This is a genomic window from Arthrobacter crystallopoietes, from assembly GCF_002849715.1.
Taxonomy (GTDB): domain Bacteria; phylum Actinomycetota; class Actinomycetes; order Actinomycetales; family Micrococcaceae; genus Crystallibacter; species Crystallibacter crystallopoietes.
On sequence record NZ_CP018863.1, the window covers coordinates 190,527 to 211,558 of the forward strand.

The 21,032-nt window shown below is 65.9% G+C and carries 18 protein-coding genes; 7 read left to right on the forward strand and 11 right to left on the reverse strand.

Annotation, left to right across the window (positions count from 1 at the left end):
• The first annotated feature begins 115 nt into the window (after positions 1 to 115).
• Genes AC20117_RS00885 through AC20117_RS00900 form a run of 4 tightly spaced genes read left to right on the forward strand, consistent with a single transcriptional unit; the run spans position 116 to position 4,431 of the window.
• Positions 116 to 1,831, forward strand: coding sequence for a tetratricopeptide repeat protein (locus AC20117_RS00885; protein ID WP_074701418.1), 1,716 nt, complete (start codon positions 116 to 118; stop codon positions 1,829 to 1,831).
• A 43-nt stretch (positions 1,832 to 1,874) separates the two neighbouring features.
• A complete protein-coding gene (locus AC20117_RS23180) occupies positions 1,875 to 2,303 on the forward strand; it encodes a hypothetical protein (RefSeq protein ID WP_074701417.1) in 429 nt (142 codons plus the stop codon).
• 26 nt (positions 2,304 to 2,329) lie between these two features.
• A complete protein-coding gene (locus tag AC20117_RS00895) occupies positions 2,330 to 3,766 on the forward strand; it encodes a sensor histidine kinase (protein WP_074701415.1) in 1,437 nt (478 codons plus the stop codon).
• On the forward strand, positions 3,763 to 4,431 hold the full coding sequence (locus tag AC20117_RS00900) for a response regulator transcription factor (RefSeq protein ID WP_074701414.1): 669 nt from the start codon (positions 3,763 to 3,765) through the stop codon (positions 4,429 to 4,431). Before AC20117_RS00895 ends, AC20117_RS00900 begins: the two co-directional genes overlap by 4 nt.
• Here AC20117_RS00900 and AC20117_RS00905 read toward each other — a convergent pair.
• The 4 genes from AC20117_RS00905 to galU form a co-directional block, all read right to left on the reverse strand.
• Positions 4,407 to 5,639 carry an aminoglycoside phosphotransferase family protein gene (locus tag AC20117_RS00905; protein WP_074701412.1) on the reverse strand — a complete coding sequence of 411 codons (1,233 nt, stop codon included), beginning with the start codon at positions 5,637 to 5,639 and terminating at the stop codon, positions 4,407 to 4,409. The genes AC20117_RS00900 and AC20117_RS00905 overlap by 25 nt on opposite strands.
• Positions 5,640 to 5,754: 115 nt before the next feature.
• Positions 5,755 to 6,558: a hypothetical protein gene (locus AC20117_RS00910; RefSeq protein ID WP_083339793.1), complete on the reverse strand. Its 804-nt coding sequence runs from the start codon at positions 6,556 to 6,558 to the stop codon at positions 5,755 to 5,757.
• 269 nt (positions 6,559 to 6,827) lie between these two features.
• Positions 6,828 to 7,451: a GNAT family N-acetyltransferase gene (locus AC20117_RS00915; protein ID WP_074703310.1), complete on the reverse strand. Its 624-nt coding sequence runs from the start codon at positions 7,449 to 7,451 to the stop codon at positions 6,828 to 6,830.
• Positions 7,452 to 7,470: 19 nt separating this feature from the next.
• Positions 7,471 to 8,373 (reverse strand): UTP--glucose-1-phosphate uridylyltransferase GalU, encoded by a 903-nt coding sequence (galU, locus tag AC20117_RS00920; protein ID WP_074701409.1) that lies wholly within the window; start codon positions 8,371 to 8,373, stop codon positions 7,471 to 7,473.
• Positions 8,374 to 8,476: 103 nt separating this feature from the next.
• Here galU and AC20117_RS00925 point away from each other — a divergent pair, with 103 nt between their 5' ends.
• The 3 genes from AC20117_RS00925 (at position 8,477) to cpaB (ending at position 10,274) form a co-directional block, all read left to right on the forward strand.
• Entirely contained in the window at positions 8,477 to 9,091 is a 615-nt protein-coding gene (locus AC20117_RS00925) for a 5-formyltetrahydrofolate cyclo-ligase (RefSeq protein WP_158300421.1), read from the forward strand.
• 80 nt (positions 9,092 to 9,171) lie between these two features.
• The gene (locus AC20117_RS00930) at positions 9,172 to 9,453 is read left to right on the forward strand and encodes an FmdB family zinc ribbon protein (RefSeq protein ID WP_074701408.1); all 282 of its coding nucleotides are present in this window, start codon (positions 9,172 to 9,174) and stop codon (positions 9,451 to 9,453) included.
• Between the two features lie 161 nt (positions 9,454 to 9,614).
• Positions 9,615 to 10,274 carry a Flp pilus assembly protein CpaB gene (gene cpaB / locus AC20117_RS00935; RefSeq protein WP_074701406.1) on the forward strand — a complete coding sequence of 220 codons (660 nt, stop codon included), beginning with the start codon at positions 9,615 to 9,617 and terminating at the stop codon, positions 10,272 to 10,274.
• A 3-nt stretch (positions 10,275 to 10,277) separates the two neighbouring features.
• Here the strand turns inward: cpaB and AC20117_RS00940 are convergent, their stop codons facing one another.
• The 7 genes from AC20117_RS00940 to AC20117_RS00970 all read right to left on the reverse strand — a co-directional run bounded on the left by AC20117_RS00940 (position 10,278) and on the right by AC20117_RS00970 (position 21,000).
• Positions 10,278 to 14,300, reverse strand: a complete 4,023-nt coding sequence (locus AC20117_RS00940) for a DUF4011 domain-containing protein (RefSeq protein WP_074701405.1) — start codon at positions 14,298 to 14,300, stop codon at positions 10,278 to 10,280.
• 115 nt (positions 14,301 to 14,415) lie between these two features.
• Positions 14,416 to 16,005 (reverse strand): glutamine-hydrolyzing GMP synthase, encoded by a 1,590-nt coding sequence (gene guaA, locus AC20117_RS00945; protein WP_074701403.1) that lies wholly within the window; start codon positions 16,003 to 16,005, stop codon positions 14,416 to 14,418.
• Positions 16,006 to 16,176: 171 nt separating this feature from the next.
• Positions 16,177 to 16,674, reverse strand: a complete 498-nt coding sequence (locus AC20117_RS00950) for a DUF3817 domain-containing protein (protein ID WP_074703308.1) — start codon at positions 16,672 to 16,674, stop codon at positions 16,177 to 16,179.
• Positions 16,675 to 16,682: 8 nt separating this feature from the next.
• Complete coding sequence (locus tag AC20117_RS00955; RefSeq protein WP_236777408.1) at positions 16,683 to 17,519, reverse strand: SURF1 family protein; 837 nt, start codon at positions 17,517 to 17,519, stop codon at positions 16,683 to 16,685.
• A gap of 79 nt (positions 17,520 to 17,598) precedes the next feature.
• Entirely contained in the window at positions 17,599 to 18,069 is a 471-nt protein-coding gene (locus AC20117_RS00960) for a PTS sugar transporter subunit IIA (protein ID WP_074701402.1), read from the reverse strand.
• Positions 18,070 to 18,107: 38 nt separating this feature from the next.
• Positions 18,108 to 19,832 carry a glycerol-3-phosphate dehydrogenase/oxidase gene (locus tag AC20117_RS00965; protein ID WP_074701400.1) on the reverse strand — a complete coding sequence of 575 codons (1,725 nt, stop codon included), beginning with the start codon at positions 19,830 to 19,832 and terminating at the stop codon, positions 18,108 to 18,110.
• Between the two features lie 28 nt (positions 19,833 to 19,860).
• Entirely contained in the window at positions 19,861 to 21,000 is a 1,140-nt protein-coding gene (locus tag AC20117_RS00970; protein WP_074701399.1) for a GuaB3 family IMP dehydrogenase-related protein, read from the reverse strand.
• Positions 21,001 to 21,032: the final 32 nt, after the last annotated feature.

Genomic DNA, 21,032 nt, shown 5'->3' on the forward strand with positions numbered 1-21,032 from the left:
ATCTTTGGCTGCCCGAGCGTTGCGTCCGGGGCCAGCGGGGACTACAACTGAATGCATGGGGATCAGGCCAGCAAGGCATCGCGCGGACCCTGTCCCGCCGGATTGGAGCGTGGCTATGCCCGCCATCGAGCGGCGGCTTCTGGAAGTCCTCGCTGCTGCCGGGCCGGATCCTGCCGCAACGCCGGCGAATCCCCGTGACTGCCTGGACCGGGCCTATGAAGCGGCGTATGCGGAGGACCACTATGGCGCGGTTACCCTGGCACGCCTGGGACTTGAGCAGGCTACCGAATCCGACACCGATACCGTGCTGGCGTTGTATTCGGTCCTGATAGCCGTCGCCCAGATCCAAGACCAGACTTCGGACGCCGAGTACTACCTGGCGCAGCGGGTGGAGCGGCTGCGCACAGCTGGCCGCAAAGTCCAGGCCTCCGTCGAGGCTGACCTCGGGACAGTCCTCTTCCGCGAAGCGACCGCCGCGGAACTGCCCGTGCTGGAAGCCGCGCTGGAGCAGCTTCAGGCGACCAAGGCGCCCGTCGGCGTCCTGGCCGACGTCAAGCTGGCCATCGCCGTCGCACATTCGCAAAAAGGGGTCCGCTCCACGGCGGTCGCCCTGCTTGAGGACGCGGTGGAGGGTTATGCCGCCGGCGAGCGCACCGACAGTCTCGCCGGAGCGCTAATGTATCTCGCGCACACCTACCTGCAGCTGGACCAGCCCGGGCAGGCGGTCGCCGCGGCAGACCGGCTGCTCGCCATTCCGGCCAACCGCGCACTGGCGGCCTCCATGTGGCTACTGAAAGCCAACCTCGCCAACACCGGGGAGCACGACGACGAAGCCATCGAGTATGCCCTGACTGCTCTTGAGCTCTACGCTGCCTGCGGCGTCCGCAAGGGCGCCATCTCCGCCGCGGTCGTCGTGGCACAGCTCTGTGCTGCCGCCGGGGACGCGGAGAGTTCGGTACTGGCCTGGCGCGCGGCCGTGCAGCAGGCCGAACGCGGCGAAGTCCAGGAGGAACTGACGCTGCGCCTGGCGCTGGGCAACCAGCTGCTGGAGGCGGAGGAGTATGAACTCGCTGCCCAGGTGCTGGGCAAGCTGCTGCAGCGCCAGCGGCTGACCGACGCTCCGCACTCGGACAAGGCCCGCACCCTGATGAGCCTGGGACATGCGCACCGCCATGCCGAACGCACCGCCGACACCCTGGACTGCTGGCGCGAGGCCGTGGCCGAGTTCACCGGCGGCGGAGAGTACGGCGAGGCTGCACGGTCGCTGCTGGCCATCGGCACCTTGCTGTCGCGGGAAGACCATGACGCGGACGCGATCGTCTGCTTCGAGGCCGCCGTTGCCGCGGCCCGCAAATCTTCCGACGATGCCGCTGCCCTGCCGCAGGCCCTCCACGCCCTCGGCCATGCGATGTGCGAAGCCGGGGATCAGGACGGCATCGCCCAGCTGGACGAGGCGATCCGGCTGGCGCGGGACTACGGGGCGCACTGGTACGAGGCGGACTACAGCGACACCAGGGCCCGCGGGCTTTGGGCCCTCGACCATGGGCCTGCTGCTGTCTCCGCTGCCCTGCAGGCCGCGGACCTGTACTCCGCGGCGGACGACGCTGCTTCGGCCGGCAATTCCGAGCTTTTCGCCGCGCATGTCCTGGCGGAGCTGGACCGTCCCGCGGACGCGGTGCCGATGTTCCGGATGGTGCTGGCCCAGCCCGAGGTCAGCCGGATGCTGCGGGTTGCCGCCAACCTGGGACTGTCATCGGCGCTGGACTCGCTCGGCCGCAAGGATGAAGCCGAGGAGGCACGCCGCGCGGCGGAAGAGGCAGCCGAGAACTGACGCTTCTCATATTCGTCTCATCTTGCGTCGGAATACTTGAAGCATGCAGCGCTCGACCATCCGTTATGTACTCACGGCCGTTGCCATCGTGCTCGGCATGGGGCTGGCAGGCTATGCCGTGGCGAGCACTCTCCGCAGTCCGGACCCCTCCGATCTGGGGCCGTCGATAGTATTCACCCCCTCCCCTTCGGCCTCCACACCGCCAGCTGAATCGCCGGATCCCGGATCAGGAGACAAGCCTTCGGCAAAACCCGCCCCGGACGCCGGACGTACCTCGAAGCCGGAACCAGCGCCGGATCCCGACCCGGCACCTGATCCTGCGCCGGCCCCGGCTCCTGCCCCCGAGCCACCGCCCGCTCCCGCTCCGCCACCGGCTCCTGCCCCCGTCCCGGTGCCGCCCGCACCACCGGTTGATTACGACGACGGAGACGACGATTTCGATGCTGACGACGGCGATGACGATGACGACTAAAATCGAGACGATGATGACCGGGACGGATGTTTAGGCGCCTGGACGGCCTGTCCGTCCGCACCCGTGTCCTCGCGGCCGTACTCGCACTGTCCACCCTGGGCCTCGCGGTAGCCGGCGCCGTGCTCTTCGGACTGCAGCGCGGCCAGATTAATCAGCGCATCGACGATTCGCTGAGGCGGTCCGTCGAAGAATTCGATACCTTGGCCGACATTGGGATTGATCCCGAGACCGGACAGGAATTCACCCGGGGCAGCCAACTTGTCCGCACCGTCATGGCCCGCACCGCACCGGCCGAGAACGAAGGCATGGTCGGCATCGTTGACGGACAGGTTGCGCTGACCGCCAACAACTCGGTCCAGCTGCGTTTGGAAGACGATCACGAACTCATCGACAAGGTCGTGGCCCAACCGGAGACAGAGCGGATCATCCTCACCTCCATCCAAACCGAGCAGACCACTTACCGGGCCGTGACCGTACCTGTTCAGCTGTCCTCGGATCCCACCCACAGCATATTTTTGCTGGCCTTCGACTACGATGCGGAACTCGAGGAGCTCGGCGACAACTTCCGGACCTATACGCTGATCAGCCTGGCCGCGCTCGTGCTCATTTCCGGAGTGGGCTGGCTGGTGGCCGGGAGGTTGCTGGCTCCGATTCGCCTGGTGCGGGAAACCGCCCAGAAGATCACCGAAACCGACCTGTCCCGCCGTATTCCCGTAAGCGGGCACGATGACCTCTCCGAGCTTTCGCGGACCTTCAACGAGATGCTGGACCGGCTGCAGGGCTCGATGACAGCCCAGCGCCAACTGCTCGACGACGTCGGACATGAGCTGCGCACGCCGATCACCATCGTCCAAGGGCACCTGGAACTGCAGGACTCGCGCGATCCGGAAGATGTTGACTCCGTCCGCGCTATTGCCCTCGACGAACTGGACCGCATGCGGCTGCTGGTTGATGACCTTGTTACGCTCGCGGGCGCGGAGCGCCCCGGATTCGTCAAACCCCGCCCGCTGGAGGTCGGGCAGCTGACGGATGATGTGCTGGACAAAGCCTGCACACTGGGCAACCGGCGGTGGGTCGTCGACTCCCGCGCCGAACACACATGGAGCCTCGACCCGAAACGCATGACCCAGGCCTGGCTGCAACTGGCTGCGAATGCCGTCAAGTTTTCGTCAACAGGTTCAACCATTGCCGTCGGATCCCGGGCCGTCGCCGGCGAACTCCGCCTTTGGGTCCGCGACGAGGGCGTCGGAATCGCCCCCGAGGACCAGACCCGGATCTTCGAACGCTTTGCCCGTGGCACCAACGGGACCAGAGCCGAAGGATCCGGACTGGGACTGACCATCGTCAACGCCATCGTCCATGCCCATGGCGGGATCGTTGAACTGGCCAGCGCGCCAGCACACGGTTCCACCTTCACTATCGTTATCCGAGAACGCCAGCCCGAGCAGGAGGATCCAGTATGAGCCAGATTCTGGTTATCGAAGACGAGGACAGGATCAGTTCGTTTGTCGCCAAGGGCCTGAAATCGGCCGGCTACGTACCTACTGTTGCGGCCACCGGCCGTGAGGGCTATCACCTGGCCATGACAGGTGATTTCGAGCTGATCGTGCTGGATCTCGGTCTGCCGGACCAGGATGGTTTTACGGTGCTCCGCCGAATCCGCGAGGCCAGGAACGACACTCCGGTCATCATCCTGACCGCACGCAGTTCCGTCGACGACACGGTGGCCGGCCTCGAAAACGGTGCCGACGACTACATGGCCAAGCCCTTCCGCTTTGAAGAGCTGCTCGCCCGGGTGCGCTTACGGCTGCGGACCGAAGCACCGACGTCGGATATGAGCACTCTCAGCAGCGGAAACCTGCAGCTCGATCTGCGCACCAGACGTGCCACCATTGACGGCAGAGAGATCGATCTGTCGGCCCGCGAATTCGCGTTGGCTGAAGCCTTCCTGCGCAACCCCGGCCAGGTCCTCAGCCGCGAGCAGCTCCTCTCCCGCGTCTGGGGCTACGATTTCGATCCCGGTTCCAACGTGGTCGACGTATATGTGCGCTACCTTCGCAACAAACTGGGAGCCGAGCGCTTCGCCACCGTACGGGGCATGGGTTACCGGCTGGCCGCGGACAGCTGAACCGCTTCGGCCGCAAGCCGCTCCGCGATGGCCAGACGCTCCAGTGCGTCCTGCTGCCAGCCGCCGCCCTGGCCAAAGGTCTTGGCGCCGGCTACCAGGGACAAAGCCACCCCGGCGGAGCGGCCTCTCAGCCCTGCCGGATCAACAGCTTGGTCAAAGGCGCGCAGATAACGCTCCATAACCTGCGGTACGTGGATGTATCCCTCATGAACAGCGGGCAGTACCGCCAGATGGCCGATGAGGCAGGCGAGATCATCGATCCGGTAGCCGGGCCCCAGCGAGTCCACGTCCAGCACTCCGGTGACCGTGCCGCCGTCGATCAGTAGATTCGCTTCGTAAAAGTCGCCGTGCGTTGGTACCAACGGGCCAGGCTTGGTCACCGCCAGCACCTTCGAGATGTTCTCCTCCAGGCGGAAAATCCGTTCCTGCTCCCGCGGTAGAGCGGCCGCGGCGGCCCGCGCGTAGTCCGCCGCGCGTTCGGCCCACGCCGGGCGGCGGGACAGTTTCATCACCCCGGCGGGCAACCGGTCCAGCAGCGCCAGCAGCGTGTCGGGGGCCAGTTGCGACGCACCGTCATCCATGAGCGCTTGGGCCAGCGGCGTTCCCTGAACCTCACGCAGCAGCACCACGCCGGTAGCCGGGCCGGGTATCAGCGCCGGCGACGGGAGTCCGGCCTCCGTGAGCAGCCGATGGCGCCGCAACAGCGCGTCGGCCTTGTCCGGGCGCACAACTTTAATGAACACGCGCGATGCTCCCTGCGAAGCCTCCAGCACTGCCCGGCGGAGCGGCCGGTAGTTGATCATCCGCAGGTCAACGTCACCGCCTCCGAAGGCGGCGCGTGCCATAGCGGCGGAGTCACAGGCAGTTGCCAACCCGGTTAACACCGGATCCGCGGGATACAGCCAGGCGGTCAACGTAATGTTTCCGTCATCCAGCCGGACCACGGGAACGCCGCTGTCCGGAACCATTGAAGTGGTGATGCAGACGTATTCAGTGCGTACAGTCCCGTCGGGGACCCGCACGTCCACGCTGTAGATCCCGGTCGCTCCGGCACCCGGGCGGTGCTGCAGCTTAGCCAGTTTCCAAGACTGGATACTCGTGCCGAGAGTGCCGACCGCGAGTTCCAGCGGCTGCTGCATCTTCATGCTCTCCAGCAGGTCGATGCCATCGGTCTCGGCCCGCATCAGGTCCCGGCTCGGAGCGTTCATACTCCTTTTCATATCATCCCGCCGCAGGAACGGCTCCCTCCAGCCGGGGAAAGGCAGAAGGCCCGCCCCTTACCGGAGCGGACCCTCTGATCGCCAGTTGCCAGTGCTGCGGCCTTCACGCCCGGCGCCGCTGCAGCACCGCATCCAGATTGATCTTGCCCGGCTGCGGCGCCACTTCCTTGGCAGCAGGAGACGCTCCGTCCTTCGCGGCGACCGGCAGGTCTGTCTTCGGAGCCACGGCGGCCTGTTTGATGGGCGTCTTCGCCGTCGGCTTTTTCACTTCCGGGGCCGGCAGCGGTGCTGGGGCCGGCCGTTCCGCTTTGGCAGAGGCAACATAGGTCGGCTTCGGCACTTCTACGGGCTGCCAGGTGGGACCCGATCCGGGCGCGGAAGCCGCTGCGCTTTTTGAATCGGCTTCCGCTGCAACTTTGAGTGCCTCCGCGCGGAGTTCCTCCGCTGTCAGGCGTTGGGGCGCGGCAACCGGTTCCGGCTTTTCCGAAGCGTTCGCTGCTGCGGCGTCTGCGTCGGCCGCCGCGTCGAAAAGCACCGTTTCCCGCTGCGGAAGTGGTGAGAGATGGTGGACCGGCGGATTCATCGCTTCTTCAAAAGCCCTGTTCACGCGTGCGGCTGCACGGCGGCGCCTGTCACGCCGCACCAGCATACGCAGCATAAGAACGACGGCGGCGACAGCCAGCATTGCGACCCCCGGGACACTGCCCGACACCATGCCGAAGAGCGCCAGTCCCCCACCGATGACGAAAGTCAGCAATGCGCCGGCTCCCACCAGGGCCAGAGCAGTACGGCCGTAGCGGATGTTCAGGGGCGCGGGCGCATGTTGCTCCCGGGCAGCGCCCTCCGGGGCGACGCGCGCAGGCCCGGAGGCGGCGCGGGCTGTTCCGGAATGGGCGTTATTTTCCATGATGATCCCCTGAGCTGCACTGCCTGTGGCCGTGACGGGTCCTGAGTCGAATGATATTCCTTGGCCCGGAAGCGCCTCGGCCAGCGTTGCGGTTCCAAGAAAGCGAAGTAAGTACGGTCCTACCCAGACAAGCCAAAGCCCCACGATCACTACGAAGATCACTGAGCTTTGAATGTCCACAATCAAAACCGTAGAAGCTAAAACATGCCGGATGCGGTATTAGTCACGGTGTGTCGGCGAATGTCACCGGAAATTGATAAACCAGCAGGTCAGCACGAACGTCCGCTGCTTTCGAGCCAACCGGGAAGAAGTCCGTCCGGGACTTCCTCCGCAGTCAGCGCGAAAGACCGGTGATCCGCCCATGAACCGTTGATGTGCAGGTAGCGCGGGCGCAGTCCTTCGTCCCGGAAGCCAAGTTTTTCCACTACCCGCAAGCTGGCGGAATTCTCCGGGCGGATGTTGATTTCCATCCGGTGCAGCCCCAGGGCGCGAAAGCAGTGGTCCGTGGCCATCGCTACTGCCGTAGGTGCGATGCCGCGACCGGCCGAAGCCTGATCCACCCAGTAACCGAGGGTAGCCATCATGGCCGATCCCCAGACGATGCTGGATACGGTCAACTGCCCGACGATCACCGGTGCAGGCCGGCCCGGCTGCAGCTCGGTGATGATCCACGGCAGCGCTGTTGCCAGCTTCGCCTGCCGGTTCAGCGATCGAACCATCTCGGCAAACTGCGGCAAGGAACCGCTGGGATCCGGATTGGAGGCTTCCCAAGGGGCGAGCCACGCCGCGTTCTGCTGGCGCAACTGCAGCCACTCGCGCTTGTCCCGGCGGGAGATCGGGCGCAGCGCCAAATTACCGCATTCAACTCTGACGGGCCAGATGGCCGAATTCAGCACCGCCGCCAGCCTGGTCTCAGCCCTGTGTGCCTTCGGTGAATTCCTTCAGCCAGGAGCGCAGGTCCTCACCGATGTCGGCGCGTTCCGAGGCGATGGTCACTACAGCCTTCAGGTAGCTCAGCTTGTCACCCGTGTCGTACCGCCGTCCACGGAAGACCACACCATAAACGCCCCCGCCCTCTCCTTCACGGGACGCGAGTGTCTCCAGCGCGTCGGTCAGTTGGATTTCGCCGCCCCTGCCGGGACCTGTCTCTTCCAGCACGTCGAAGACCGACGGGTGCAGCACGTACCGACCGATGATGGCCAGGTTCGAGGGAGCCTCTTCGGGCGATGGCTTTTCAACCAGCCGGTTGACCTGCACGCAGTCGATACCGTCCATCTCGCTGACGTCGGCACAGCCGTAGGCACTGATCTGCGCGGGCTCGACTTCCATCAGGGCGACGACGGATCCACCAGTCTTCTCCTGGACGTCGATCATCCGGCGCAGCAGCTCATCGTTTTCGTCGATCAGGTCATCGCCGAGCAGCACGGCAAACGGCTCGTCACCAACGTGCTGGCGGCTGCGCAGCACGGCATGTCCTAGTCCCTTGGGATCGCCTTGGCGCACGTAGTGGATATCAGCCAGGTTCGATGCCTCGCGCACCAAGGCCAGCTTGTCGAGGTCGCCCTTTTCTTCGAGGACGAACTCGATGTTGGGCACACGGTCGAAGTGGTCTTCCAGCGGCCGCTTGTTCCGTCCGGTGATCATCAGGATGTCCGTGATGTCCGCGCGGACCGCTTCCTCAACCACATACTGGATGGCCGGTTTATCCACTACCGGCAGCATCTCTTTGGGCATGGCTTTGGTTGCCGGCAGGAAGCGGGTGCCGAGACCGGCGGCCGGAATAACGGCCTTGCGTACGGTGCGATGAGACTTCATGGAAATAAGATTACCCATCCGCGGCGTCAAAATATGAATTAGCATGACAGCTGCCGCCTCAGTGTATTCGACGGCGGCAACGACCCTTCGAACAAGGATTGCCGTGACACCTCTGGATAAAGCCTCTGCCCGTGCACACTTCCGCAAGCTGCGGCAGGATCTGCCCGAGACCGATCGTCGCGCGGCTGCCGAACAGCTGGCCGACCATGTCATGGCGGGACTCGAAGCGGCCGGCGCGGAACGCGGCAGTACCGTTGCCGGTTATCTCTCAACCGGCGCGGAGCCCTCCACCGAACTGCTGCTGCCTGCCCTGACCCGGGCCGGCTACCGCGTGGTCGTCCCCGTCTGCGAGCCGGAGTACCAGCTCAGCTGGGTGCAGTGGTACGACGGCGTGGAACTGGTCCGCAGTCCGCGGGCCTGGGTCTACGAACCGGTCGGGGAACGGCTGCCGTCAGCCATCATGGCCGATGTCCCGCTGATCCTGGTACCCGGCCTGGCGGTTGACGCCGACGGCAACCGGATAGGTCAGGGCGGCGGTTACTATGACCGGTTCCTGGCAGGCGTCGCCCGGCTGCCCGAGCAGCCAAAAGAAGTCGGGGTCTTTTACCCTCACGAAGTTGTGGCTCCCGGCAGCTTCGAGGTCACTGAACTGGACGCCCCGCTGGACGGTGCCGTGACGGCAGAGGGTTGGATATGGTTCGGCCCCGGGACAGTGTAGAATTAGCACTCGGAACTATCGAGTGCCAACCCAGCGGGTGGCCAGGATCTGTTCCCCCGGGAATTTTCAGGAGGATTCAAGTGCCCACGTACGCCTATGCCTGCAAAGATTGCAGCCACGCTTTCGAGATCCAGCAGTCCTTCAGCGACAACTCGCTGAGCGTTTGCCCTGAGTGCAGCGGCAACCTGCGCAAAAAGTTCAACAGTGTCGGCGTCGTTTTCAAGGGTTCCGGTTTCTACCGGACCGATTCACGCGATACCAAGAGCACCAGCACGGTTCCGGCCGCCGGCAAGTCCGAAAGCCCGGCGTCGACACCGGCAGCAGCCCCCGCACCGGCCGCTGCTGCCTCCGCCACCAGCTAGAAAGCTGCTTTAGCAGTACGCCACCCGGGGACGCCACGGCTCCCCGGGTGTTCTGCGTCCGGTGACGTTCCTTCCTCCACAACAGGAACTACCGCTGGCCCCGTGCACAATCTGCCGCAAGCCCCTGCTCCGCTGGCTCCCGGCGTCCTTACTGTGGCCTTATGCAGCATTCACCCAGGGCGGCCATCCCGCTCCTTGTCCGACGTCTGGTCAGGCGCCATTACCGTCTGATCGCAGCCGCACTGCTTTGTGCAGCAGCCGGACTCACCGTCCACGAGCTCACTCCGGCCCCGCTTGAGACCGTTCCCGTAGTCACTGCGGCCGCGGATCTGCCTGCGGGGACCATCCTGGCCAATTCGGATCTGGTGACCGGCAGCCTTCCCGCATTGGCCGTGCCTTCCGGATCAGCTGCTTCGGTCCAGGACCTGGTGGGACAACGGCTGGCCACGGCGTTGCGGGCCGGTTCCCCTGTCCTGGATACCTCCATCGTTGGCCCAGGGCTCCTGGCCGGCAGCCCGCCGGGCACCGTCGCGGTCCCGGTCAGGCCCGCCGACCAGTCGACGGTGCAATTGCTCAGCCCCGGACAACGGGGGGATATCGTTCTCAGCACCGGCAACGGCTATGAAGAACCGGCTACCTCGGAAGTGCTGGCAAACGACGTGCCAGTGCTGTGGAAGGCAGGGAGTACCGCCGACAGTTCCGGGCTGCTGGGCCGCCAGGACAGCGAAGGACTCGTGGTGGTGGCAGCATCACCGGCCGAGGCCACGGCCCTGGCAAGTGCGTCGAGCCGGGGCAAGGTCTTCCTGGTACTTGTGGGTTAGGCGTCAGCCCCAGTGGGGCGGGCGCTGTTCCTTCAGCCAGGCGTCCCGGTCCTCGCGGTTGTCACCCCAGGCCCTCGGATCGTCTTCTTTGGCCCGGTCCGGGATCGCACTCCCGCGAAGGGCCGCCGCGGCGGCCTTCCGTGTTTGCGGTTGCTGGTCCTTGGGTTCTGCCTGGGCTCCGGCGCCTTCCGTGGCGTCGGCGGAATTGTCAGTGCCGCCTGCCTGCCGGTCCGCGGAACGTTCCGCAGGCTTGTCGTCCTTGGCCACGTGCCTCCCCGTCCCTTCTTGATCCGGATCCTGTAGTCCCAAGTATCCTCCGATCAGCTGCGCGCACTTCTCCGGGTCGGCAAAAACTTCGATGGTCCACAACGTGAGCGGACGCCAACCTAGCCGCTCCAGCAGCTGCGGCCGCAGCCGGCTGCGCTCGCGCACACTCATCTTCCGGTACTGCGGTGTGCCGTCCGACTCCAATGCCACCGGCAGGGTCGGATGATGGTCTCCCGGCAGCTGCAAGGGGTCTGCCGCGGCGACAATGTCGAGGATTCCCCGGTAGTGGTCCTGCACCTGCGCGCCACGGCTGCGGATCCGCTCGACCAGGTCCGCGACGAGCGGGTCATCAATGCCGGCAGAGGCAGCTGCTACGGTTACCCCGCCTGTACCGAGCTTGCGGTTGATCAGTTCGTAGAAATCGATGGCGCCATGGCTCAGACGTTCGGGATCAAGGTCTTCCGGGCGGAAACAGGTGAGCACCCGCAGCGAACGCCGCGCCCGAGTCATAGCCATGGCGAACCTGCTCCGGCCATCCGGCTCCGACAAGGGACCAAAGTTATGCACGGCCCGGCCATGCGGCGTGCGGCCGTAACCGAGTGAAAAGATGATGTCGTCCCGGACCAGCCCGGAGGACCGCTCCACGGGAACCACACGGAAGGAATCCTCCGCCCGCTTGAAGAACTCTGAAGCCGCAGGATAATTGGGCATTTGCAGGCGGATCGCCTCCGCCACGCGTGCCGCATGGCGGACGGTGGAGGTGATGACCGCGAGCGAACGCTGAGGCCGGTGGCGTGCGTGTTCAAAGACCAGGTCCACAACCCGGTTGATTTCCGCGGGGACGCTTTCTACGCCCTCGTGGCCGGCACCGGGCAGGCCTGTTCCGTCCGGCAGGTATTCCACCACCAGTCCGTCGCCGCCCGTGATTTCGCAGGCCGACGGGAGCCGGGTGACGGCGCCGTCGTAAAATTCCTTGCTCAACGACTGCGCCAGTTCCATATCGACCGCGCGGTACAAGGTGGTCAAAGGCAGTACCGGCAGGACGCGCGACAGCGCGTGGTAGCTGCTGATGACAGGATCCGCTTCAATGCCGGGGGCCAGGTCACGCTTCCGGTCCACATTGACTTCAAACGGCTCCGCCGAACCCAGTTGGCCGTCCCCGAAGGCGATGACCTGCTCGGCCCGGGCCATGGCCCCGACCGCCGACTGCAGGCTGGTGGCTTCGGCGTCGAGAATAATGACGGCGTCGAATCGTTTCTCGGCCGGCAGCACCATCGGCAGAACCAGCGGGGAGGCGGCCCAGACCGGCATCAACGACGACACCAACTGGCCCGACTGCTCGCTCAGGGAGCGCAGGGTCGGTTCGGAGGTCTTGAGCATCTCCCGCAGCCGCCCCGCCGCCTTGGGCTGGCTCTTGATGGCGTGCCGCCAGTTCTGGGCCAACTCCCACCGCAGGCGTGACGCGCCGGACGCAATATGGGCGTTGTCGGCCAGCCGGTAGACCGCTTCCAGCTTGCGCAGGTTGTCGCCGTCGGACATGGCCAGGTAATCGTCGCCGCTGATCATGGCTTCCAAGGCGGACTGCCACCAGGCGAGGTCCAGTTCGGCGCCGACATTCTCGGTAGCCACTTCACGCTCGGCCAGATCATCCAGCAGTTCGCCCAGACCGTGCTCGCGCATCTGCTCCAGCAGCAGGGTCCGCTCCGGCAGGTTCACCAGCGTCTCGCGGTCGGCCGCCAGTGCTTCCAGCCGCTCCACCAGCGCGTCCTGGTCCAGGTCGGCCAGCAGCACGCCGTCCGCCGGTTCCGCCAGGAGCGCGGAAAGCTTCTGCAGCTTCTTGTGGATGCCGAGATAGAAACTGTTCAGTTCCGCCAGACCGGACGGCACCGACGGGTGACGCTGCGTGGTGGCGTATTCGGCCCACTTGCTGCGCTGCTGCTGCACGTCTGCCAAGGACTCATGCAGGTCCGAGATGTGAACACCGGGACGTACGTACTCCTTGGCCACCCGCCGCAGCCGGGAGCGCGTCATGGAGCTCATTTCGATGCCGCGCTCGCGCCGCCAGCCGGAAGAGGCCGTTGCGGAAATCAGGTCCGTGACCGGCCGGTCGAAGATGTCCGGGGTGAACTTGTCCAGGCTGCCGCGCACGGCGACCAACAACAGGAGCTGCTGCCCCCATTCGCGGAAGCTGGTGCCGAGGGAAATCTGGGAATGCTCTGCCACCCGGTTCATCTGCTCGCGCAGTTTGGGGATGTCGCGGGCCAAATCCACAGAGAGCTGGTGGGCGTCTTCGGTTTCCTTGCGGTTGAGCAGTTTGGCGCCGAACCAGGGGCTGTTGGTCGAGGACTTGCTGAAGCTGCCCAGTTCCGCCGCGCGGCGCAGCCGGCCGGTCAGTTCGGCCCGGTCGGCGATGCTGTCCAGCACGGAGCGCTTGAGCCGGACGGTGGTGGCCGGGGCCGGATCCAGCGAGGTGAGCTTGGCCAGCGACTGCATGGCCTGGTACGGCGAGCAGTTCCAACGCTTGCGGACATTGTGCAGCGACTGCACATGGTCCATCAGCTGGTGGCGGTGGTCGTTGAGCGTGGTGTGCAGTTTCTCCAGCTGCGGCGCCGTGGCCTGCTCATTGCGCATGATGGCCCGGACCAGCTGGTCCTTGAGCTGCTGGCTGGTGATGTTGGCGTTCAGCTGCAGCACCAGGGAGCCGAGCTTGAGCTCGTCGAGCTGCTTGGCGAACTGGTTCAGCGTGGTGCGCCGCTCCGCGACCACCAGGACGGATTTGCCTTCGAAGGCCAGCGTCGCCGCGGCGTTGATGGCGGTCTGCGTCTGGCCTGTTCCCGGCGGCGCGGAGACGACCACCGAGTGGCCGCTCTGGACCAGATCCAGGACATGCTGCTGGGCCGGGTCCGCGTCAAGCACCAGGAACTCGTCCTGCGGTGCGCGCTCGTCCAGCGGCGGCAGGTCCACCGCGGGCACGGGCACCTGGTAGCCAGTTTCCGGATCCAGATCTGCCGCCATCATGGCGTTCAGCAGCGGGTGCGCGGAATCCAGTGCGGAGGTATCGGCAGTGCTCGCCACATCGGCGAAGGTGGAGACCAGCAGGTGATGCTCGATGGTCATGCTGCGCACGTCCTGGGTCAGCGACCGCAGCCGTTCCAGCACCGGGTGCGGATCGAACCGTGCGGTGCTGTACGCCAGCCGTGCGACGCCTTCGGGGTCAATATCGACGCCCTGCTCGGCTTCAAGGTGCCTCACAAGTGCCGGGTTGAGCCTGGCCTGATCCGTGAGCTGGAGTTCGTAGTCATCCTGGCTGGGCCGGACCGTCAGCGCCACCGGGGTAAGCATGATCGGGGCGTTCAGCGTCTCGGACCGGCCTACCTCGGGAACACGCCAGGAGGCGGTGCCCGCCGCAAGATAGCCGACGTCGATGCCGCGCTCCGTGCCGAGCTCGAAGATTTTGGAACGCAGGCTGCGGGCGGTCTTCATGGCCGCCGAGTACTGGGCCTGGTCCCGCAGCAACGTGGACAGCCGGGTGCGCCGGCCGGTCAGCAGCTGGGCAAGACCGGACGGGTGGGCATGGGTGAGGTCGATGCTGTTCGTCGAGGACGGCGCGAAGTACAGCAGGGTATCTGTTCCCGCGTGCTGGCCCAGCTGTTTCAGCCAGTGCGTCAGAATATCCTCGGCAGCCTCGTCAGTGCGATCGCGCGACACGGCTACTCTCTTTTCTTCACTCTCGGGCACAAGCCTTGACCAAATTGGCATGTGTCTCAAACTAGCGGATAGGTGATGGCAAACGGGTGACCGCAACGCTCCCCGGCAGAATTTGCCGGGGAGTTCACAGCTTTACCAGCTGCGAGGCTGCGGCCACCCGTCGGGGTTACTCCCACTCGATGGTTCCCGGCGGCTTGCTCGTGACGTCGAGGACCACGCGGTTCACACCGTCGACCTCGTTGGTGATGCGGTTCGAAATCCGCGCCAGCAGGTCATAGGGCAGCCGGGACCAGTCCGCGGTCATGGCGTCCTCGCTGGAGACGGGGCGGAGCACAATCGGGTGGCCGTAGGTGCGGCCGTCGCCCTGGACCCCGACACTGCGCACGTCGGCCAGCAGCACCACGGGCATCTGCCAGACTTCGTTATCCAGGCCGGCAGCGGTCAGCTCGGCGCGGGCAATCGCGTCCGCCTTGCGCAGCAGCTCCAGGCGCTCGGCCGTGATGTCGCCGACGATGCGGATGCCCAGCCCCGGGCCGGGGAACGGCTGGCGGCCGACGATTTCGGCGGGCAGGCCCAGCTGGGCGCCAACGGAGCGGACCTCGTCCTTGAACAGGGTGCGCAGCGGCTCCACCAGTTCGAACTGCAGATCCTCGGGCAGGCCGCCGACGTTGTGGTGGCTCTTGATGTTGGCAGCACCCTCGCCGCCGCCGGACTCGACGACGTCCGGGTACAGCGTGCCCTGGACCAGGAATTTGATGCTTTCGCCCTCGGCCGCGGCTTCGGCGATGATGGCGCGTTCGGCCTCTTCGAAGGCGCGGATGAACTCGCGGCCGATGATCTTGCGCTTGGTTTCCGGATCGCTGACCCCGGCCAGCGCGCTCAGGAAGCGCTCCTGCTCGTTTGCCACGTACAGGTTTACGCCGGTGGCGGCGACGAAGTCCCGCTCCACCTGTTCGGCTTCGCCTTCGCGCAGCAGACCGTGGTCCACGAACACGCAGGTCAGCTGGTCCCCCACGGCGCGCTGCACCAGGGCTGCGGCCACGGCGGAGTCAACGCCGCCGGAGAGTCCGCAGATCACGCGCGAGGTGCCGACCTGCTCGCGGATGCGCTCGACCTGTTCTTCGAGGATGTTGCCGGTGGTCCAGTTCGGCTCCACCTTGGCGCCCTTGAACAGGAAGTTCTCCAGCACCTGCTGGCCGTGGACCGAGTGCTTGACCTCTGGGTGCCACTGCACGCCGTAGAGCGCCTTCTCCTCGTTCGCGAAGGCGGCAACCGGTGCGCCAGCCGTGCTGGCGAGGACTTCGAAGCCCTCCGGAGCTTCGTGCACCGAGTCGCCGTGGCTCATCCAGGTGTTCTGCGTTTCCGGCACACCTTCGAGAATGGAGCGCGCCTGGCCCACCATGGTGGTGTCCGTGGCGCCGTATTCGCGGAGTCCGGTCTGGGCGACCTTGCCGCCGAGGGCGTTTGCCATGGCCTGGAAGCCATAGCAGATGCCGAGAACCGGGACACCGGCTTCGAACAGGTCGGCGCCCACGCGCGGGGCGCCGTCGGCGTAGACGCTGGACGGCCCGCCGGAGAGGATGATGGCGGCCGGGTTCTTGGCCAGCAGCTGCTCTGTGGTGTGGGTGTGCGGAACGATTTCGGAATACACGTTGGCCTCGCGTACGCGGCGGGCGATCAGCTGCGCATACTGGGCCCCGTAGTCAACGACAAGTACGGGCCGGTGGTCCGTGGCGGCGGGGGCTGGATTAGTCACCCACTAAGGATAGTCGCCGCGCGCGGCTGCTTGCACATTGGCCTCCGGCGGCGCCGCTGGCGTACGGTTCCGGCTGTTAACGCCAAGCGGACGACGGCGGGTGGGTACCCGCCGTCGTCCGCTTGGGTTTGGTGCGTTTTGGCTTTGGTGCGCCTGGGTTGGCCTGCTGGCTTAGTAGCGCTTGGCCGCTTCGGGATGCTCGGCCAGGTCTTCTTCCACCTGCCGGTGGACACGCTTTTCCAGCAGGATTGAGAGGAACGGGATGACGCCGCCCAGGGCGATCAGGATGAACCGGGTGAATGGCCAGCGCATCAGGGACCACAGTCGGAAGTCGGCGATCAGGTACAGCACGTACAGCCAGCCGTGGGCAATCAGCACGGCGATGGAGAGATTGACGCCTTCCACCACCGACGGTTCCGCCTGCGCCAGGCCAAGCGCGAAGGTCTCCCCGGTGAGCGTATTGGTGGCGCCGGCGAAGAGGAACAGGTTGAAGCCGTAGCGCAGGATCATCTCCGCGCAGAGCAGCAGCAGCATGACGCCGGTGATGTAGGAAGTGACCTTGTAGAACGTCAGTGCCGAGCGGATCTGCGCGTGCGTGCCACCGTAGCGCCGCTTGGCAGGCCGGGCCTTGGCGGGAGCCTGCGGGGCATCCGGGTTCGGCTGGTTCACGTTATCTGTCACTTGCTTACCTCGTTGTTTTTATCGGTGCCGCCCTGAAGGCCGGCCAGATAGCGGGCCTCTTCGGCGGCGAATTCTTCGTCCTCGAGCGTTCGGCGGTAGTCGTCAGCGACGAGCCGCCACCAAAGGAAGATGGCGAAGCCGGCGAAGACTACCCACTCCACCGCGTAGAAGATGTTCATCCAGTTGACCGGCGTCTCCTGCGGCTGCGGGCCCACGACAACCGGCTCCATGGCCGTGCCGGCGGTGGCCGTGTCCAGCTCCTCGCCCGCCACGGTGAAGTCGGTGCCGACCACAAAACCTGCATACGCCGGGGCGTTCCAGACGTTGATCAGTTCCGCTACGGACAGCGTGGCCACTTCCCCCGGAGGGGTCTGCCCCGGCGCTGGTGCTTCGGTCGGCAGCAGGCGTCCGACGACGGTCGCCTCACCTTCCGGTGCTGTCGTCGCGTCCGCCGGATCCGCCACCCAGCCGCGGACTACGGGGATGAAAACGTCTTCGCCGTTCTGTTCGGGAGCGCCGTCAACGGTAAACGCGGTAACTACCCAGTACCCCTCCTCGCCGTCCTGCAGCCGGGTCTGCACCAGCACCTGGTCCGCCGGACGGAACCGGCCGTTGAGGCTGACCATCTGGTCTGCCTGCGAGGCATGCATCGGAGTGCCGGGCTCAAAGACCTCGGTCAGCGGCTGGACGGTTTCGGTCTGGCCGGGCGGCGGCGGGGCCTCGCTTTGGGATGCAGAAAACTGCCACTGGCTCAAGAGTACAAAGACTGTCGAAACGACCAGTGCCAGCACCAACGCCGCGATCCAGCGGGGTTTGAGGGCAGTTTTCAGCACCTATTAACCCTACTTCGTGCCCCTGTAGAAAACGAATCTGCCTGCGCGCCCGGAAGCCTTCCCCAGGACCGGCGGTGCCTCAGGAATCGGAGAAGTCGATGGTGGAGTTGATCAACTCGGCAATGACGCCCGGGTCATAGGCCCGGCGGAGCGACTCACGGAAGTTCTCTTTCATCAAGGACCGTGCCAGCGTGGCCAGCACCTCCAGATGCTCCGAAAACGAGGCGGCCGGCGTCGCCATCAGCAGGACGAGGTTGGCGGGCCCGTCCACGGCACCGAAATCGAGGCTGTGGCCGAATTTCGTTACCCCCACGGCGATGGACGTGTGCTGCACGAACTCGCTGCGTGCGTGCGGCAGGCCCACGCCACCGGGCAGTCCCGTGGCCAGCTGGTGTTCCCGGGCATTGACCTGCGCCAGAAAACCGTCCAGATCCGAGATGCGGCCGGCGGCATGCAGAGTCCCAGCCAACTGCGCGGCGGCGTCCTGCTTGTCCACCGCCACCAGGTCCAGCAGCACCAGGGCCGGCGTGGTGAGATCGAGTTCAGTCATGCGCGTCAGCGCCTCCGTCCGTGCTCGCAGCCGGTGCCTCAGCTGAGTGGAACAATGTCGTCCACACCCATGCGCGCGCTGTCGGCGGTGATATCGTCAGGCTGTTCCTGGCTGAGCCGTTCGGCTTCCACCCGCGCAAGGTAGTGCTTGACTTCCCGCGCTTCCTGCTCGCCGCTCCAGTTCAGCAGCGGCGCCATGAGGGCCGCTACCACGGGGGCGGCTGAGACACCGCGGTCCCAGGCCTCGATGGAGATCCGGGTACGCCGGGTGAGTACGTCGTCGATATGGCGGGCGCCCTCATGCGTGGTGGCGTAGACGATTTCGGCCTGCAGATAGTCGTCCGCGCCCGGCAGCGGCTCGGCCAGCTCGGGGCTGCCGGTGATGATGTCCAGCACTTCATCCGTCATGGACCCGTACCGGTTGAGCAGGTGCTCCACCCGGGCCACATGGATTCCCGCACGGTCGGCCATGCGGCTGCGCTTGTTCCACTTCGCCTTGAACCCGGAGGCTCCGAGCAGCGGAACAATCTCGGTGCAGCTCGGCGGCACGCGCTCGTCCAGGGCACGCGCTGCTTCGTCCACCGCATCCCTGGCCATGACCCGATACGTGGTGTACTTGCCGCCCGCCACCACCACCAGCCCGGGAACGGGATGCGCGACCACGTGTTCGCGCGAGAGCTTGGCCGTGTCGTCGTTCTCGCCCGCCAGCAGCGGCCGGAGTCCGGCGTAAACGCCCTCCACATCCTCGCGGGTCAGCGGGCGGCTGAGCACCTGGTTGACGTGCTCGAGCAGATAGTCGATGTCCTTCGACGACGCCGCGGGGTGGGCCTTGTCCAGGTCCCAGCTGGTATCCGTGGTGCCGATGATCCAATGCCGGCCCCACGGGATGACGAACAGCACCGACTTTTCGGTCCGCAGGATCAGCCCCACGGTGGACTGGAAGCGGTCCCGGGGCACCACCAGGTGGATGCCCTTCGAGGCCCGCACTTTCAGCTGGCCGCGCTCGGTGACCATGGCCTGGGTCTCATCGGTCCAGACCCCTGTGGCGTTGACCACCTGTTTGGCCCGGATGTCGAACTCGGTGCCGTCTTCCTGGTTGCGGACGCGCGCGCCGACCACACGTTCGCCCTCGCGCAGGAAGTTGATGACCTTCAGCCGGTTGGCGGCATGCGCCCCGTACTCCGCAGCCGTCCGGACAAGGTTGACCACCAACCGCGCATCGTCGACCTGCGCGTCGTAATAACGGATGGAACCAACGAAGGCATCCTTCTTCAGGCTCGGCGCCGCCCGCAGGGTGCCGTGCCGCGACAGGTGCTTGTGGAAGGGCACCCCGCGGCCGTGGCCGCTGGCCACCGACAGCGCGTCGTACAGCGCGACGCCGGCACCAACGTAGGGGCGCTCGACGAACCGTTTGGTCAGCGGATAGAGGAAAGGAACCGGGCGGACCAGGTGCGGCGCGATGCGCTGCAGCAGCAGGCCGCGTTCCTGGAGGGCTTCACGGACCAAGGCAAAGTCCAGCATCTCCAGGTAGCGAAGCCCGCCGTGGATGAGCTTGGAGGACCGGGAGGACGTGCCGGAGGACCAGTCCCGGGCCTCCACAATGCCGACATCGAGGCCGCGGGTGACGGCGTCCAGCGCAGCGCCGGCGCCGACCACTCCCCCGCCGACAATCAGTATGTCCAGCTCCCGGTCGTGGTCCTGCGTGGCCCGCAGGGCGGCCAGGGCCTCCTCACGGTTTTCAGGACTCATGGCTCCGGAACTCATACTCAGTCAGCCTCCAAGCATCGGCGGATCACTCGTTTGATATGTACGGCGAGAGGACTACCTCGCACCGCTGGAACTCCTTCAGGTCCGAATAGCCGGTAGTGGCCATGGACCGGCGCAGCGCGCCCACCAGGTTGGACGTGCCGTTGGTGTGGTGTGAAGGCCCGTGGAGCACCTCGGCCAGCGGACCCACCGTGCCGATCTTGACCCGGTCCCCGCGCGGCAATTCGTTGTGGTGGGCTTCCTGGCCCCAATGCCAGCCGCGGCCCGGAGCTTCCTCGGCGCGTGCCAGGGCGGCGCCGAGCATGACGGCGTCGGCGCCCATGGCGATGGCCTTGACGATGTCCCCGCTGGTGCCCAGTCCGCCGTCGGCAATCACGTGGACGTACCGGCCGCCGGACTCGTCCATGTAGTCGCGGCGTGCTGCGGCCACGTCGGAGATCGCCGAGGCGAGGGGCGAATGGATGCCCAGCGCGCGCCGCGTCGTCGTTGTTGCGCCGCCGCCGAAGCCGACCAGCACGCCGGCAGCACCGGTGCGCATCAGGTGCAGGGCGGGGGTGTAGCCCGCGGCGCCGCCGACGATCACGGGGACGTCCAGTTCGTAGATGAACTGCTTGAGGTTCAGCGGCTCGTGCTCGCGGGAAACGTGCTCGGCAGAAACCGTGGTGCCGCGGATCACAAAAATGTCCACGCCGGCGGCGAGCACGGTCTTGTAGAACTCCTGGGTGCGCTGCGGCGTCAGGGAACCGGCCACGGTGACACCGGCTTCGCGGATTTCGGCCAGACGGGAGGTGATCAGGTCGGCCTGGATCGGAGCCTCGTAGATTTCCTGCATCCGCTTGGTGGCGGCGGGGCTGAAGCTCTCCTCGCTCAGTGCGGTGATCTCGTCGAGCATCGGCTCCGGGTCTTCATAGCGGGTCCACAAACCTTCGAGGTTGAGCACCCCCAGGCCGCCGAGCCTGCCGACCGCGATCGCCGTCGCCGGGGACATGACCGAGTCCATCGGGGCGGCGATCACCGGCATGTCGAACTGGTAGGCATCGATCTGCCAGCTGACGGAGACATCCTTGGGGTCACGCGTGCGCCTCGAGGGAACAATCGCTACGTCATCCAGGGAGTAGGCTCTGCGCCCACGCTTGCCACGGCCAATCTCAATCTCGTAAGTCACGGCTCTAGGTTATCCCACCGCGGCGCGCACAC